We start from the raw sequence: 15,756 nt of genomic DNA, 5'->3' as shown, positions 1-15,756 counted from the left end.
AGGAGTCACCGCCGGGAGAGGGAGGTCGCGTGCCGGAACAGGACGTCACCGTAGGCCAGTTGCTGCTCGCCGAGTACGAGAGCGTGAAGGGCGAGCAGAAGGCGAGGATCGGGTTCCGGGACAACCTGCTCTACGTGACGCTGGCCGTCGTGGCCGCCGTCATCGCCGCCACGGCGCAGGCCAAGCAGCCCTCGATGCTGCTGGCGTTGCCGCCTGTGTGCGTCGTCCTCGGGTGGACGTATCTCGTCAACGACGAGAAGATCTCGGCGATCGGGCTCTACGTCCGGGACGATCTGGGTCCCCGGCTGGCCGAGCTCGCGGGAAGCGGCGGCGGTTTCACGACCTTCGGTTGGGAGGCGTACCACCGGAGGGACACGCGGCGCCGGTCCCGGAAGGCGGTCCAGACCGTCATCGACCTGACCGCGTTCTGTGTCGTACCGCTGGCGGCTCTGATCGTCTTCTGGTCGAACGGGGACGCCGGTGGACTGCTCATCGGGCTCTCGGTCCTGGAGGCGCTCGTCCTGGCGGGGCTTGCCTCACAGATCGTCTGGTACACGAAGGCGGCGTGAGCGGCCCCCCGGGCGGCCCGGCTCACCGCCCCCGCACCCACCGGTACACCAGCTCCGGCCGCCCCACCTGCCCGTACTGCGGGCTCCGCCCCGCCCGGCCCGCGTCGACCAGGTGCTCCAGGTAACGCCGGGCCGTGATGCGGGAGATGCCCACCGCCTCGGCGACCCCGGCGGCCGTGAGGCCCTCCTCCGAGCCGCGCAGGGCGCCCGTGACCCGTTCCAGGGTCGGGCCGCTGAGGCCCTTGGGCAGGGCCGCCGGACCGGGGGCGCGCAGGGTGGCCAGGGCGCGGTCGACCTCGTCCTGGCCGCTGGCCTCCCCGGCGGTGCCCCGGAACTCCGCGTAGCGCACCAGGCGGTCGCGGAGGGTGGCGAAGGTGAAGGGCTTCAGGACGTACTGGACGACGCCCAGGGAGACTCCCTCCCGTACGACCGTCAGGTCCCGTGCCGACGTCACCGCTATCACGTCGGTGTGATGCCCCGCCGCCCGCAGCGACCGGGCCAGCTGGAGTCCGTGCACGTCCGGCAGGTGCAGGTCGAGCAGGAGCAGGTCGACCGGCGTGCGGTCCAGCATGCGGCGGGCCTCGGCGCCCGTGTGGGCCTTGCCGACCGCCGTGAACCCCGGGACCCGGCCGACGTACATCACGTGCGCGTCGGCGGCGACCGGGTCGTCCTCGACGACCAGGACCCGGATGGGCTGCTCGGCCGTGCTCACACCGCACCCCCGGCGCCCGGTCTGCCCGCCGCGGTGGCCGGTGCCGCCCCGCGGCCCCCGGCGTCGCCCAGCGGCAGCCGGGCCTCGAAGCGGGCGCCGCCGCCCTCCGCCCCCGTCACGGTCAGGGTGCCGTCGTGCCGCCGCACCGCCTGCCGGACCAGGGCGAGGCCCAGGCCGCGGCCGCCCTCGCCGGCCGGCTTGGTCGAGAAGCCCCGCTCGAAGACCAGGTCCGCGTGGGCGGGATCGACCCCGGCGCCGGTGTCCGACACGCGCAGGACCAGCTCGGAGCCACGGGACCCGGAACTCTCCGTGTACGCCGCCACCGTCACCCGCGACGGCACCGCGCCCTGCGCCGCGTCCACCGCGTTGTCCACCAGGTTGCCCAGGATCGTCACCAGGTCCCGGGCGGGCAGCGACGGCGGCAGCAGTCCGTCGTCCAGTCGGCTGTCCTGCGACACCACCAGCTCCACTCCCCGCTCGTTGGCCTGCGCCGTCTTGCCCAGCAGCAGCGCCGCGAGCACCGGCTCGCTCACCGCCGCCACCACCTGGTCGGTGAGCGCCTGCGCCAGTTCCAGTTCCGCCGTGGCGAACTCCACGGCCTCCTCCGCCCGCCCCAGCTCGATCAGCGAGACGACCGTGTGCAGCCGGTTCGCCGCCTCGTGCGCCTGGGAGCGCAGCGCCTGCGTGAAACCGCGCTCCGAGTCCAGCTCGCCCGTCAGCGACTGCAACTCGGTCACGTCCCGCAGCGTCACCACCGTGCCCCGGCGCTCACCGCCGGAGACCGGCGAGGTGTTCACCACCAGCACCCGGTCCGCCGCCAGGTGCACCTCGTCCACCCGCTGCTCCGACGCCAGCAGCGCCCCGGTCAGCTGCGACGGCAGCCCGAGGTCCGCCACCGAGGCACCGACCACGTCACCGTGCACGCCGAGCAGCTCCCGTCCGCCGTCGTTGATGAGCGCGACGCGGTACTGCCCGTCCAGCATCAGCAGCCCCTCCCGCACCGCGTGCAGCGCCGCCTGATGGTAGTCGTGCATCCGGCTCAGCTGGTCCGCGTTCATGCCGTGGGTGTGCCGGCGCAGCCGCGCGTTGATCACGTACGTCCCGACCGCACCGAGCAGCAGCGCCCCGGCCGCCACCCCCGACAGGGCCGTGAGCTGCTCCTGAGCCCGCTTGCTGATCTCCTCGACCTTGATCCCCGCGCTGACCAGACCGACGATCCGGCCGTCGTCCGTGATCGGTGTGACCGCCCGGACCGAGGGGCCGAGCGTGCCCGTGTAGGTCTCGGTGAAGGTCTGGCCCCGCTGCGCGCGCTCGATGTGGCCCTGGAAGGGATGGCCGATTTGCTTCGGGTCCGGGTGGGTCCAGCGGATGCCCTCCGGATCCATGATCGTCACGAAGTCCACGTCCGTGTCCTCCATGACGCGCACCGCGTACGGCTGGAGGCGGTCCGTCGGGTCCGGGGTGCGGATCGCCTCCGCCACGGACGGCGAGTCCGCGATCGCCAGCGACACGGCCCTGGCCTGGCGTCCGGCGGCCTCCTCCGCCTGCCCCCGGTCGCTCAGGTAGGTGAACAGCGCGTACCCGACCACGACGACCGCTATGAGGACGGCCTGCATGGCGAAGAGCTGCCCCGCCAGACTGCGGGGGCGGGGTCTCGGGACGCGGAGGTGCATGCCGCCAGTCTCTCTCCTGGCCGGATTGTGAACTAAATGAACGCAAGGGTGACCGCGCTCACATGCCGGGAGATAGTCACCGCATCCCCGATACAAACCCCCGGACGTGAGCCGCACGCCGGTGAGTACCGACGACGTCGTCAAGGAGGGCAGCCGTGACCAGCAACGCCGCTACCGCACCTGCCGCACCCAAAGCCAAGCGGGACCGCACGCACTACCTCTACATCGCGGTGATCATCGCGGTCGCCCTCGGCATCGCGGTCGGTCTGATCGCCCCGGACTTCGCGACCGAGCTGAAGCCGCTCGGCACCGGCTTCGTGAACCTGATCAAGATGATGATCTCCCCGATCATCTTCTGCACGATCGTGCTGGGCATCGGCTCCGTCCGCAAGGCCGCGAAGGTCGGCGCGGTCGGCGGTATCGCCCTGGTCTACTTCTTCGTGATGTCCCTGGTGGCGCTCGCCATCGGCCTGATCGTCGGCAACATCCTCGACCCGGGCACGGGCCTCGCGGTCACCGACGCCATCAAGGAGACCGGCCAGGCCCAGGTCGACGCGGAGGCCAAGGGCACCGTCGACTTCCTGATGGGCATCATCCCGACCACGATCGTCTCGGCGTTCACCGCGGGCGAGGTGCTCCAGACCCTGCTGATCGCCCTGCTCTGCGGCTTCGCCCTCCAGGCCATGGGCAACGCCGGCCAGCCCGTCCTGCGCGGCATCGAGCACATCCAGCGGCTGGTCTTCCGCGTCCTGGCGATGATCATGTGGGCGGCCCCGGTCGGCGCCTTCGGCGCGATCGCCGCCGTCACCGGCTCGGCCGGCGTCGACGCCCTGAAGAGCCTGGCCGTGCTGATGCTCGGCTTCTACGCGACCTGCGTCATCTTCCTCTTCGTGGTCCTCGGCACGGTGCTGCGCCTCGTCTCCGGGATCAACGTCCTCTCGCTCTTCAAGTACCTGGGCCGCGAGTTCCTGCTCATCCTGTCCACCTCCTCCTCGGAGTCGGCGCTGCCGCGCCTCATCGCGAAGATGGAGCACCTGGGCGTCAGCAAGCCGGTGGTCGGCATCACCGTCCCGACCGGCTACTCGTTCAACCTCGACGGCACCATGATCTACATGACCATGGCCTCGCTGTTCATCTCCGACGCCATGGGTACGCCGATGTCGATCGGTGAGCAGATCCCGCTGCTGCTCTTCCTGCTGGTGGCCTCCAAGGGCGCCGCCGGTGTCTCCGGCGCCGGTCTCGCCACGCTGGCCGGCGGTCTGTCCTCGCACAAGCCCGCCCTGGTGGACGGCATCGGCCTGATCGTCGGCATCGACCGCTTCATGAGCGAGGCCCGCGCCCTGACCAACTTCGGCGGCAACGCGGTGGCCACCGTCCTGATCGGCACCTGGACCAAGGAGATCGACAAGGACCGGGTGAACGACGTCCTCGCCGGCCGGATCCCGTTCGACGAGAAGACCCTCCTGGACGACGCCCACGGCACCGGCGGCGACGACGCCGAGGACACCGCGGACCTGCCCGAGCAGGGCGGCGAGAAGGAGCTGGCGAGGGCCTGACGCCCGTACGACGCCCGCACACGCCGGGCGGCTGAGGTGCTCCCCCCGTTGCTCAGCCGCCCGGTCCCCCGAAGAAGCCCCGCGCCTCCCCCGGCGCGGGGCTTCTGCCTTCGCGGTACCGCTGCCTTCGCGGTACCGCTGCCTTCGCGGTACTTCTTGCCTTGACGTCCGGGTCAAGGCTTACGTTCGTCCCCATGCGAATCGGCGAGCTGGCCGCACGGGCCGGGACCACCACGCGGACGCTGCGGTACTACGAGTCGCGGGGGCTGCTGCCCGCGCGGCGGGGCGACAACGGCTACCGGACCTACGACGAGGAGGACCTGAAACTGCTGCGGCAGATCAGGACCCTCCAGGACTTCGGGTTCGACCTGGAGGAGACCCGCCCCTTCGTGGAGTGCCTGCGCGCCGGGCACCCCGAGGGCGACTCCTGCCCGGCGTCCCTGGTGGTCTACCGGCACAAGCTGGCGGAGCTGGACACGCTGATCGAGCAGCTCACGTCGGTGCGCGGGCAGGTCGCCGCACAGCTGGCGCGGGCCGAGGCGGCGGTTCCGGGGGGTCCGGAGCCCAAGTGCGAACTGGGAGGACACGCATGACGACGATCGCCGGGGTGCCCGAGGTGACGGACGAGGATTTCGCGGCGGAGGTGATCGGATCCGACCTGCCCGTGCTGGTGGAGTTCACCGCCGACTGGTGCCCGCCGTGCCGGCAGATGGCGCCCGTGCTCAGCGCCGTGGCCGAGGAGGAGGGGGACCGGCTGCGGGTGGTGCAGCTGAACGTGGACCGGAACCCGCTGACCACGAACGCGTACAAGGTGCTGTCGATGCCGACGTTCATGGTGTTCCGCGGGGGCGAGCCGGTGAAGTCGATGGTCGGCTCCCGGCCCAAGCGACGGCTCCTGGAGGAACTGGCCGACGTCGTCTGACCGTCCCGACGCACAGGTGATGGCACAAGAAATCCCCCGAGCAATTGCGCTCGGGGGATTTCTCTGCGTATATTCGATGATTCGTGACTTCAATGAATGAGGTCGCGAAGAAGTTCAGTAGGCACAGTATATGCGGCCGGGAGTGGAATTGTCAAACACCGAATTTCCGGACGATGAATTGCGGTACGAGCAGGAATTCATCGACGGGCTGTACGCGCGCGTGGACGCGCTGCGCGGCGACACCGAGGACTCGGTGACGGACGCGCTCGCGCAGGGCAACACCCCCCAGCAGGCCCGTCTGGAGCGGGACATCCTGGTCGCCGAGCGCTCGGGGCTGCTCGCCGCGCTCAACGCGGTGGACGGTTCCCTCTGCTTCGGCCGGATCGACCTCACCTCCGGGGAGGGCCATCACATCGGCCGTATCGGGCTCCGCGCCGACGACGCCGAACGCACCCCCGTCCTCATCGACTGGCGGGCCGGTGTCGCCCGCCCCTTCTACCTGGCCACCGGCCACACCCCGATGGGGCTGCGCCGCCGCCGGCACATCACCAGCGAGGGCCGCACGGTCACCGCGCTGCACGACGAGATCCTCGACCTCGGCGACGAGACCCGCACCGGCCACGAGGACCCCTCCGGCGACGCCGTGCTGCTCGCCGCGCTGAACTCCGCGCGCACCGGCCGCATGGGCGACATCGTGCAGACCATCCAGGCCGACCAGGACCGCATCATCCGCGCCCCGCACCGAGGCGTCCTCGTCGTCGAGGGCGGCCCCGGCACCGGCAAGACCGCCGTCGCCCTGCACCGCGCCGCCTACCTCCTCTACGAGCACCGCGAACTGCTCGCCAAGCGCGCCGTCCTCATCGTCGGCCCGAACCCGGCCTTCCTCGGCTACATCGGCGAGGTGCTGCCCTCGCTGGGCGAGACCGGCGTGCTCCTCTCCACCGTCGGCGAGCTGTTCCCCGGCGTGAAGGCCACGGCGACGGACACCCCCGGGGCGGCGGCCGTGAAGGGCCGGGCCGGCATGGCCGAGGTGCTCGCCGAGGTGGTCCGCGACCGGCAGGCGCTGCCCGACCCGGTCATCGCGATCGAGCACGACCGCGACATCCTCATGCTGGACGACGACCTCGTGAACGTCGCCCGCGAGCGCACCCGCGCCGCCGGGCTCCCGCACAACGCGGCCCGCGAGCACTTCGAGGGCCACATCCTCAACACCCTCACCGACATGGTCGCCGAGCGCATCGGCACCGACCCCTACGACGGCAGCAACCTCCTCGACCCCAGCGACATCACCCAGATCCGCGACGAACTCGCCGAGAACCCCGAGGTCTGGTCGGCGATCGACCAGCTCTGGCCCCGGCTCACCCCGGCCCGCCTGGTCGCCGACTTCCTCGCCGCCCCCGAGGCCTTCCTCCCCGCCGAGGACGCCGCCGCCGTCCGCCGCCCGGTCACCCGGCGCTGGACCGTCGCCGACGTGCCGCTGCTGGACGAGGCGGCCGAACTGCTCGGCGTGGACGACCGGGTCGCCCGCTCCCGCGCCGAACGCGAACGCGAGGAGCAGATCGCCTACGCGCAGGGCGTCCTCGACGTGTCGTACGCGTCCCGGACCTACGAGTTCGAGGACAAGGACGACGACGATTCCGAGGTCCTGCTCGCGCACGACGTCATCGACGCCGAACGCTTCGCCGAACGCCAGGAGGAGGACGACCACCGCAGCGCCGCCGAACGCGCCGCGGCCGACCGCACCTGGGCCTTCGGGCACATCATCGTCGACGAGGCCCAAGAGCTCTCCCCGATGGCATGGCGGCTGCTGATGCGGCGCTGCCCCACCCGCTCGATGACCCTGGTCGGCGACCCGGCGCAGACCGCCGAGGCGGCGGGCGTCGGCTCCTGGTCGAAGATCCTCGCGCCGTACGTCGAGGACCGCTGGGACCACACCCGCCTGGGCGTCAACTACCGCACCCCGGCCGAGATCATGGACCTCGCGGCGGCGGTGGTCCGGGCCGAGGACCCGTCCTTCGTCCCGCCGAGTTCGGTGCGGTCCACGGGCGTACGCCCCTGGATCCGCGCCACCGCCGACCTCCCGGCCGCCGTCGCCGAGGCCGCCCGGGAACTGACCCCCGAGGAGGGCCGCCTGGCCGTCATCGCCCCGCGCGAGCTGCACCGCGTCCTCGCGGCCCGCCTGGACGGCGTGACGGCGGGCGCCGAGCCGGACCTCACGCACGACGTGGTCCTCCTGGACCCGCGCCAGTCCAAGGGCCTGGAGTTCGACTCCGTGCTGGTCGTCGAGCCCGGCCGCTACGGCACCAGCGACCTGTACGTCGCCCTCACCCGCGCCACCCAGCGGCTCGGCGTCCTGCACAGCGAGCCGCTGCCGAAGGGGCTGGCCGACGCGAGTGACGAGAGTGACGCGAATGACGGTGGCGACGCGGGTTGACGGTCAGGCCGGACGCAGCCACACCGTCGCCAGGGGCGGCAGGGTCGGCCGGATGCTCGCCGGCCGGCCGTGCCACCCCTGCGCCTCCGGCTTGAGCGGGTCCGGGTTGCCGACGTCGCCGCCGCCGTAGCGGGCGGCGTCGGTGTTGAGCACCTCGTGCCAGGCCGGGACCTCGTCGGGAACGCCGAGGCGGTAGTCGGAGCGGACCACCGGGGCGAAGTTGCACACCGCGAGCAGCGGGGTGCCGTCGGCGTCCAGCCGCAGGAAGGCGAGGACGTCGTCGTCGGCCGCGTCGCCGACCACCCACGCGAACCCGGAGGGGTGGGTGTCGCGCTCCCACAGGGCGGGCGTGGCCCGGTAGACGGCGTTCAGGTCCCGCACCAGGTCGCGCACCCCCCGGTGGTCCGCCGACGCGCCGTACTCCGGGTCCAGCAGCCACCAGTCGGGGCCGTGTGCCTCGGACCACTCCGCGCCCTGCGCGAACTCCTGGCCCATGAAGAGCAGTTGCTTGCCCGGGTGGGCCCACATGTAGCCGAGGTACGCCCGCTCGTTGGCGCGCTGCTGCCACCAGTCGCCGGGCATCTTCGACACCAGGGATCTCTTGCCGTGCACCACCTCGTCGTGCGAGATCGGCAGCACGTAGTTCTCGCTGTACGCGTACACCATGGAGAAGGTCAGCTCCCCGTGGTGGTACCCGCGGTGCACCGGCTCGCGGCTCATGTACTCGAGCGAGTCGTGCATCCAGCCCATGTTCCACTTCAGCCCGAAGCCCAGCCCGCCGAAGCCGCTCGGGCCCTTGTGGTGCGTGGCCCGCGTGACCCCGTCCCAGGCCGTCGACTCCTCCGCCACGGTCACGACGCCGGGCACCCGCCGGTAGACCGTCGCGTTCATCTCCTGGAGGAACGCCACCGCGTCCAGGTTCTCCCGGCCGCCGTGCTCGTTCGGCGTCCACCGGCCCGGCTCGCGCGAGTAGTCCAGGTACAGCATCGAGGCGACGGCGTCCACGCGCAGCCCGTCGATGTGGAACTCCTCGCACCAGTACACGGCGTTGGCGACCAGGAAGTTGCGCACCTCCCGGCGCCCGAAGTCGAACTCCAGCGTCCCCCAGTCCGGATGCGCGGCCCGCAGCGGATCGGAGTGCTCGTACAGCGGGCGCCCGTCGAACTCGGCCAGCGCCCAGTCGTCGCGCGGGAAGTGCGCCGGCACCCAGTCCATCAGGACGCCGATCCCGGCCCGGTGCAGCCGGTCGACCAGGTACTTGAAGTCGTCCGGGTCGCCGAGCCGGGCCGTGGGCGCGTAGAAACCGGTGACCTGGTAGCCCCAGGAGCCGCCGAAGGGGTGCTCGGCGACCGGCATCAGCTCCACGTGCGTGAAGCCCAGGTCGGCGACGTACGACGGGAGTTGCTCCGCCAGCTCGCGGTAGGTCAGTCCGGGGCGCCAGGACGGCAGGTGGACCTCGTACACCGACATCGGCGCCTCGTGCGCGGGCGCGTCCGCACGCCGGGCCAGCCACTCCCCGTCGCCCCACGTGTAGGTGGAGGCGTGCACCACGGAGGAGGTGGCCGGGGGCACCTCGGTGCGGCGGGCCAGCGGGTCGGCGCGGAAGGTGCGCGAACCGTCGGGCCGGGTGATCTCGAACTTGTACAGCTCGCCCGCGCCGACCCCGGGCAGGAACAGCTCCCACACGCCGGTCGCACCGAGGGAGCGCATCGGGTGACCGGTGCCGTCCCAGAAGTTGAAGCCGCCGGCCACCCGGACCCCGCGCGCGTTCGGCGCCCACACCGCGAACCGGGTGCCCGCCACCCCGTCGTGCGCCGTCGGGTGCGCGCCGAGCGCCCGCCACAGCTGCTCGTGCCGGCCCTCGCCGATCAGGTGCAGGTCCAGCTCGCCCAGGGTGGGCAGGAAGCGGTACGGGTCCTCGACCTCGTGTTCCGTCCCCTCGTACGCCACGAGGAGCCGGTGGACCGGGACCTCGCCCAGCGGCACCAGACCGGAGAAGAACCCGTCCCCGTCGTCGTGCAGCGCGATCCGCAGCTCCCCGGAGACCACGGTCACGGCGAGGGCGTACGGCCGGAAGGCGCGGAAGGCCACCCCGCCGGGCACCCGGTGGGCGCCGAGCACCGCGTGCGGGTCGTGGTGCGTGCCGGCCAGCAGCCGCTCCCGGTCACCGGCGTCCAGCGCGGGGGAGACGGCGATCTCCTTCGCGGTCTTGGCCTTCTTCTCCTCGGCCTTCTTCTCGGCCTTCTTCTTCCCGGCCGTGTTCTTCCCGGTCGTCTTCTCGGGGTCGGTACCGCTGGACGAGGGGCGGGGGGTCACGGGAGAAGCCTCCTGGGTGCGGTGGGAGCGGGTGGGGACGTCATGCCGGTTCGGGCACGGACAGGCGGCGCACCGCCGCCAGGGGCACCTCGAGCCAGTCGGGCCGGTGCCGGGCCTCGTACAGGACCTCGTAGACCGCCTTGTCCGTCTCGTAGGCGCGCAGCAGCACCGGGTCGGTCCGCGGGTCGTGGCCGCCGGCCTCCGCGTACCCGGTGCAGTACGCGGCCCGGCAGGACTCCGCCCAGCCCGGCACCCGTACGCCGGCCGAGTGCGCGGCGTAGTCGAAGGAGCGCAGCATCCCCGCGACGTCCCGCACCGCCGGCTGCGGCAGCCGGCGCTCGGCCAGGGGCTTCGCCGGCTCCCCCTCGAAGTCGATCAGCGACCACTGCCCGTCGGGGGAGCGCAGGCACTGGCCGAGGTGCAGGTCGCCGTGGACCCGCTGCGCGGTCCAGGTGCGGCCCTCGGCGGCCAGATCCGCCAGCGCCGTGAACGCCGTCCGCAGCGCGGGTGCGTACGGCCGGAGCAGGGGCACGGCCCGCGCGGTCTCCTCCAGCCGCTCGCTCATGCCCTCGGCGAGCCCCCGCGCCCGGGCGTGGCCGAGGGTGACGGTCGGCAGTGCGCGGGCCAGCGCGGTGTGCACCTCGGCGGTGGCCCGCCCGAGTGCCCGGGCCTCGGCGACGAAGTCCTCGCCCTTGGCCAGCTCGCGCAGCGCCAGCTCCCAGCCGTCGGTCGCGCCCTGAAGATAGGGCTGGAGCACGCCCAGCACCCAGGACCGGCCGGTCAGGTCCGCCGTCATCCACCCGGCGGGTGCCGGTACCCGGGGGCAGCCCGCACGGGCCAGGGCCAGCGGCAGCTCCAGGTCGGGGTTGACGCCGGGCACGATGCGGCGCAGCACCTTGAGGATGAACGTATCTCCGTACACGACCGACGAGTTCGACTGCTCGGCGGTCATCAGCCGGGGCACGAGACCCGCGCGTATGTCGTCGTCGTCCGGTGCCCGCTCGAAGCGCAGTTCGCCGACGCGGGCCCGCGTGCGCAGCGCCTCGAGCAGTACCTCGGCGGGGCGGGTGTCGTACAGGGCGTCGTAGGCGGTGCGGCCGGCCGCCGGGCCCTCGGTCAGGTGGCCGATCAGCGCGGGCGCGAGCCGGGGCGGCAACGCCTCGCGCGTGCCTATCAGGAGCTGGTAGCAGTCGCCGGGCTCCCGAGCCGCACCCCCGGCCGGGGCGTACTGCTGGTGGGCGCGGACCAAGACGTGGTGGAGGCCGAGGCGGGAGTCGGCGGGGAGCAGTTCGGTGGCCGCGACCAGCGAGAAGCCGGTGACCGGGCGCCCCTTGCCGGCGAACCAGCGCTGTCGCGGAAGCCACTCCCGCAGCAGTGGGTCGAGCGACGCCAGGAGACCCGGCGGGCTCGTGACGGTGCGTATGACGGCTTCCGACATGGCGTCGCGTCCTTTCCCCGGGGGACTCGGGGTGGTTACTGATGCGTGCCCCGGGCGGAACGGTGGAAACCGCCCCGCCCGGGGACGGGGCCGGATCTAGACGGCGTCCTTGCGCAGCCGGAACCAGTAGAAGCCGTGCCCACCGAGGGTCAGGAGGTACGGCAGGTCGCCGACCGCCGGGAAGCGGACCCCGCCGAACAGCTCGACCGGGTGGCGCCCGCCGAAGGCGCTGAGGTCCAGCTCCGTGGGCTGCGCGAACCGGGAGAAGTTGTGGACGCACAGCACCAGGTCGTCGCCGTGTTCGCGCAGGAAGGCCAGGACGGCGGGGTTGGAGGACGGCAGCTCGGTGTAGGTGCCGAGGCCGAAGGCGACGTTCTGCTTGCGGATCTCGATCATGCGCCGGGTCCAGTGCAGCAGCGAGGACGGCGAGGCCATGGACGCCTCGACGTTCGTCACCTGGAAGCCGTAGACCGGGTCCATGATCGTGGGCAGGAACAGGCGCCCCGGGTCGGACGACGAGAAGCCCGCGTTGCGGTCCGGGGTCCACTGCATGGGGGTGCGCACGGCGTCGCGGTCGCCGAGCCAGATGTTGTCGCCCATGCCGATCTCGTCGCCGTAGTACAGGATCGGCGAGCCGGGCAGCGACAGCAGCAGGGCCGTGAACAGCTCGATCTGGTTGCGGTCGTTGTCGAGGAGCGGGGCCAGCCGCCGCCGGATGCCGATGTTGGCGCGCATCCGCGGGTCCTTGGCGTACTCCGCGTACATGTAGTCGCGTTCCTCGTCGGTGACCATCTCCAGGGTCAGCTCGTCGTGGTTGCGCAGGAAGATGCCCCACTGGCAGCCGGACGGGATGGCCGGGGTCTTGGCGAGGATTTCCGAGACCGGGTAGCGGGATTCCCTTCTGACCGCCATGAAGATGCGCGGCATGACCGGGAAGTGGAAGGCCATGTGGCACTCGTCGCCGCCCGCGGAGTAGTCGCCGAAGTAGTCGACGACGTCCTCCGGCCACTGGTTGGCCTCGGCCAGCACCACCGTGTCCGGGTACTGCGCGTCGATCTCCTTGCGCACCCGCTTCAGGAACTCGTGCGTGCGCGGCAGGTTCTCGCAGTTGGTGCCCTCCTCCTGGTAGAGGTACGGCACCGCGTCCAGCCGGAACCCGTCGATGCCCAGGTCCAGCCAGAACTTCAGCCCGGCCAGCATCTCCTCCTGCACGGCCGGGTTCTCGTAGTTGAGGTCCGGCTGGTGGGAGAAGAACCGGTGCCAGTAGTACTGCTTGCGCACCGGGTCGTAGGTCCAGTTGGACGCCTCGGTGTCGACGAAGATGATCCGCGCGTCCTGGAACTGCTTGTCGTCGTCGGCCCAGACGTAGTAGTCGCCGTACGGACCGTCCGGGTTTCTCCGCGACTCCTGGAACCACGGGTGCTGGTCGCTGGTGTGGTTCATGACGAAGTCGATGATCACGCGCATGCCGCGCTGGTGCGCCGCGTCCACGAACTCCACGAAGTCGGCGAGGTCGCCGAACTCGGGCAGGACGGCGGTGTAGTCCGAGACGTCGTAACCGCCGTCGCGCAGCGGTGACTTGAAGAAGGGCGGGAGCCAGAGGCAGTCCACGCCCAGCCATTGCAGGTAGTCCAGTTTGGCGGTCAGGCCCTTGAGGTCGCCGACGCCGTCGCCGTTGCTGTCCTGGAAGGAGCGGACGAGGACCTCGTAGAAGACGGCTCGTTTGAACCAGTCCGGGTCCCGGTCCTTGGCGGGGGTGTCCTCGAAGGTGTCCGGCACGGGCTCGTTGACGATCATGTGGTGGGTGACCCTCCGATCTGCGGGTGGGACGGTCGCAGAACCGTGCAGACGTGCGCGGGCGAACGGCCCGGCTCCAGGCGCACATAGTTGGCCCTGCCCCAGTGGTAGGTCTCGCCGGTCAGCTCGTCGCGGACCGGCACCGACTCGTGCCAGTCCAGGCCGAGTTGCGGCATGTCCAACGAGACCGTCGCCTCCTGGGTGTGGCGGGGGTCGAGGTTCACGACCACCAGAACCGTGTTCGACCCCTGCCGCTTCGAGTAGGCGATCACCTCCTCCTTGTCCGTGGGGTGGAAGTGCAGATCGCGCAGTTGGCGCAGAGCCGGGTTCTCGCGCCGGATGGTGTTGAGCCGGGTGAGGAGGGGGGCGATGGTGGTGCCCTCGCGGTCGGCGCGGGTCCAGTCGCGTGCGGTGAGCTGGTATTTCTCGCTGTTGAGGTATTCCTCGCTGCCCTGGCGCAGGGGGGTGTTCTCGCAGAGTTCGTAGCCGCTGTAGATGCCCCAGGTGGGGGAGAGGGTGGCGGCGAGGACGGCGCGGGCCTCGAAGGCGGGGCGGCCGCCGTGCTGGAGGTAGGCGTGGAGGATGTCGGGGGTGTTGGCGAAGAGGTTGGGCCGCATGTAGGAGGCGGCGTCCCCCGTGAGTTCGGTGAGGTACTCCGTCAGTTCCTGCTTGGTGTTGCGCCAGGTGAAGTAGGTGTAGGACTGCTGGAAGCCGATCTGGGCGAGGGTCGCCATCATCGCGGGGCGGGTGAAGGCCTCGGCCAGGAAGATGACGTCGGGGTCGGTGCCGTTGATGTCGGCGATGACGCGTTCCCAGAAGGCGACGGGTTTGGTGTGGGGGTTGTCGACGCGGAAGATCCGCACCCCGTGGTCCATCCAGTGGCGCAGGATCCGCACGGTTTCCGCGTGGAGGCCGTCGGGGTCGGTGTCGAAGGCGAGGGGGTAGATGTCCTGGTACTTCTTGGGCGGGTTCTCCGCGTAGGCGATGGTGCCGTCGGGGCGGTGGTGGAACCAGTCGGGGTGTTTGTGGACCCAGGGGTGGTCGGGGGAGCACTGGAGGGCGAGGTCGAGGGCGATCTCCAGGCCGTGGCGGGTGGCTTCGGTGACGAAGTGGTCGAAGTCGTCGAGGGTGCCCAGGGCGGGGTGGATGCTGTCGTGGCCGCCTTCGGGGGAGCCGATGGCCCAGGGGACGCCGACGTCGTCGGGAGTGGCGTCGAGGGTGTTGTTGCGGCCCTTGCGGTGGGTGGTGCCGATGGGGTGGACCGGGGGGAGGTAGACGACGTCGAAGCCCATGGCGGCGATGGCGGGCAGGCGCCGGGCGGCGGTGCGGAAGGTGCCGTGGGGGGTGTCGGGGGTGCCCTCGGAGCGGGGGAAGAACTCGTACCAGGCGCCGTACAGGGCGCGTTCCCGCTCGACGAGCAGGGGCAGTGGCTCGGAGGAGGTGACCAGGTCCCGCAGGGGATGCCGGGCCAGGACCGCGTCCACCTCCGGCGTCAACGCCGCCGCCAGCCGCGACGCGGGCGGCCGGCTCGCGTCCCGCAGCGCGTCGACGGCGGCCAGCAGTTCACGCCGGTCCGCGCGCCCGGACACGCCCGCGGCGGCCCGTTCGTGGAGCAGGGCGCCCTCCTCAAGGACCAGGTCCGTGTCCATCCCCGCCGGAATCTTGATCCGCGCGTGGTGCCGCCAGGTGGTGACCGGATCGCTCCACGCCTCCACGGTGTACGACCACCGTCCGGTCTCGCCCGCGGTGACGGTGGCGCCCCAGCGGTCGGTGCCCGGGGCCAGCTCCCGCATCGGCGTCCAGGGGCCCGGACGGCCCCGCGGATCTCTCAGGACGACATTGGCGGCGACCGCGTCGTGCCCCTCGCGGAACACGGTGGCGGAGACCTCGAACGACTCACCGGTGACGGCCTTCGCGGGCCTGCGTCCGCGCTGGACGACGGGCCGGACGTCCAGGACGGGGATGCGTCCGACGACGGTGCCGTCGCTGTCCGCGGGAGATGCTGACGAGTGGTGCGTGGCGGGCATGACCGCTCCTGTCCGCGTCAACTGGGTGGGCGGATGACTTCTGGGGAGGTGGGTCCTGCGAGGTGCGTGCGGGGCGTACCGCAGGAGCCTTCCCACACTCTTCCGGTGGGCAATCCGGCACTTCGTGAACTACTCGCGCGTATGTCGACAACACGACACACACGGCGATCCGAACACGCGGTCCGAACGCGCGATCCGAACACGCGGCGATCCAATCGTCGCTTTCCCGGATGTCGCTCCCGCAATCAGCGTTCGTCGCGACATGTGCAGCTTTCCTTGCGGGCCGAAGCGCCACAAGAAGGCCGACGGGGA

The 15,756-nt window shown here is 71.5% G+C and carries 11 protein-coding genes; 5 read left to right on the top strand and 6 right to left on the bottom strand.

Features of this window, described 5'->3' with window-relative positions; genetic code table 11:
• Positions 1–29: 29 nt before the first annotated feature.
• Entirely contained in the window at positions 30–569 is a 540-nt protein-coding gene (locus OHA99_RS11045; RefSeq protein WP_153177868.1) for a hypothetical protein, read from the top strand.
• Between the two features lie 22 nt (positions 570–591).
• Here OHA99_RS11045 and OHA99_RS11040 read toward each other — a convergent pair whose 3' ends face one another.
• Both OHA99_RS11040 and OHA99_RS11035 read right to left on the bottom strand, forming a co-directional pair.
• The gene (locus OHA99_RS11040) at positions 592–1,281 is read right to left on the bottom strand and encodes a response regulator (protein ID WP_381502025.1); all 690 of its coding nucleotides are present in this window, start codon (positions 1,279–1,281) and stop codon (positions 592–594) included.
• Positions 1,278–2,954: an ATP-binding protein gene (locus OHA99_RS11035; RefSeq protein ID WP_405695555.1), complete on the bottom strand. Its 1,677-nt coding sequence runs from the start codon at positions 2,952–2,954 to the stop codon at positions 1,278–1,280. The genes OHA99_RS11040 and OHA99_RS11035 overlap by 4 nt, the downstream gene beginning before the upstream one ends.
• 155 nt (positions 2,955–3,109) lie before the next feature.
• Here OHA99_RS11035 and OHA99_RS11030 point away from each other — a divergent pair, with 155 nt between their 5' ends.
• The 4 genes from OHA99_RS11030 (at position 3,110) to OHA99_RS11015 (ending at position 7,866) form a co-directional block, all read left to right on the top strand.
• Positions 3,110–4,510, top strand: a complete 1,401-nt coding sequence (locus tag OHA99_RS11030; RefSeq protein ID WP_153177865.1) for a cation:dicarboxylate symporter family transporter — start codon at positions 3,110–3,112, stop codon at positions 4,508–4,510.
• 194 nt (positions 4,511–4,704) lie between these two features.
• A complete protein-coding gene (locus tag OHA99_RS11025) occupies positions 4,705–5,103 on the top strand; it encodes a MerR family transcriptional regulator (protein WP_007387920.1) in 399 nt (132 codons plus the stop codon).
• A gap of 14 nt (positions 5,104–5,117) precedes the next feature.
• Positions 5,118–5,432: a thioredoxin gene (locus OHA99_RS11020; protein WP_153181742.1), complete on the top strand. Its 315-nt coding sequence runs from the start codon at positions 5,118–5,120 to the stop codon at positions 5,430–5,432.
• A 130-nt stretch (positions 5,433–5,562) separates the two neighbouring features.
• On the top strand, positions 5,563–7,866 hold the full coding sequence (locus OHA99_RS11015) for a HelD family protein (RefSeq protein WP_381502020.1): 2,304 nt from the start codon (positions 5,563–5,565) through the stop codon (positions 7,864–7,866).
• A 3-nt stretch (positions 7,867–7,869) separates the two neighbouring features.
• Here OHA99_RS11015 and glgB read toward each other — a convergent pair whose 3' ends face one another.
• From glgB to OHA99_RS10995, 4 genes are all read right to left on the bottom strand, one after another.
• Positions 7,870–10,182 carry a 1,4-alpha-glucan branching enzyme gene (gene glgB, locus OHA99_RS11010; protein ID WP_381502018.1) on the bottom strand — a complete coding sequence of 771 codons (2,313 nt, stop codon included), beginning with the start codon at positions 10,180–10,182 and terminating at the stop codon, positions 7,870–7,872.
• 40 nt (positions 10,183–10,222) lie between these two features.
• Positions 10,223–11,620, bottom strand: a complete 1,398-nt coding sequence (locus OHA99_RS11005; protein WP_381502015.1) for a maltokinase N-terminal cap-like domain-containing protein — start codon at positions 11,618–11,620, stop codon at positions 10,223–10,225.
• Between the two features lie 96 nt (positions 11,621–11,716).
• Positions 11,717–13,417 (bottom strand): maltose alpha-D-glucosyltransferase, encoded by a 1,701-nt coding sequence (gene treS / locus OHA99_RS11000; protein WP_153177862.1) that lies wholly within the window; start codon positions 13,415–13,417, stop codon positions 11,717–11,719.
• Entirely contained in the window at positions 13,414–15,444 is a 2,031-nt protein-coding gene (locus OHA99_RS10995) for an alpha-1,4-glucan--maltose-1-phosphate maltosyltransferase (protein WP_405695551.1), read from the bottom strand. Before OHA99_RS10995 ends, treS begins: the two co-directional genes overlap by 4 nt.
• Between the last annotated feature and the right edge of the window lie 312 nt (positions 15,445–15,756).

The organism is Streptomyces coelicoflavus (assembly GCF_045041415.1).
GTDB classification, from domain to species: Bacteria; Actinomycetota; Actinomycetes; order Streptomycetales; family Streptomycetaceae; genus Streptomyces; species Streptomyces coelicoflavus.
This window is presented reverse-complemented; position numbering and strand designations above follow the sequence as displayed.

Bases quoted from the DNA above. Each gene is read 5' to 3' on its own strand.
- OHA99_RS11015 (WP_381502020.1), top strand. From the start codon at position 5,563: ATGCGGCCGGGAGTGGAATTGTCAAACACCGAATTTCCGGACGATGAA.
- treS (WP_153177862.1), bottom strand. From the start codon at position 13,417: ATGATCGTCAACGAGCCCGTGCCGGACACCTTCGAGGACACCCCCGCC.
- OHA99_RS11005 (WP_381502015.1), bottom strand. From the start codon at position 11,620: ATGTCGGAAGCCGTCATACGCACCGTCACGAGCCCGCCGGGTCTCCTG.
- OHA99_RS11035 (WP_405695555.1), bottom strand. From the start codon at position 2,954: ATGCACCTCCGCGTCCCGAGACCCCGCCCCCGCAGTCTGGCGGGGCAG.
- OHA99_RS11025 (WP_007387920.1), top strand. From the start codon at position 4,705: ATGCGAATCGGCGAGCTGGCCGCACGGGCCGGGACCACCACGCGGACG.
- OHA99_RS10995 (WP_405695551.1), bottom strand. From the start codon at position 15,444: ATGCCCGCCACGCACCACTCGTCAGCATCTCCCGCGGACAGCGACGGC.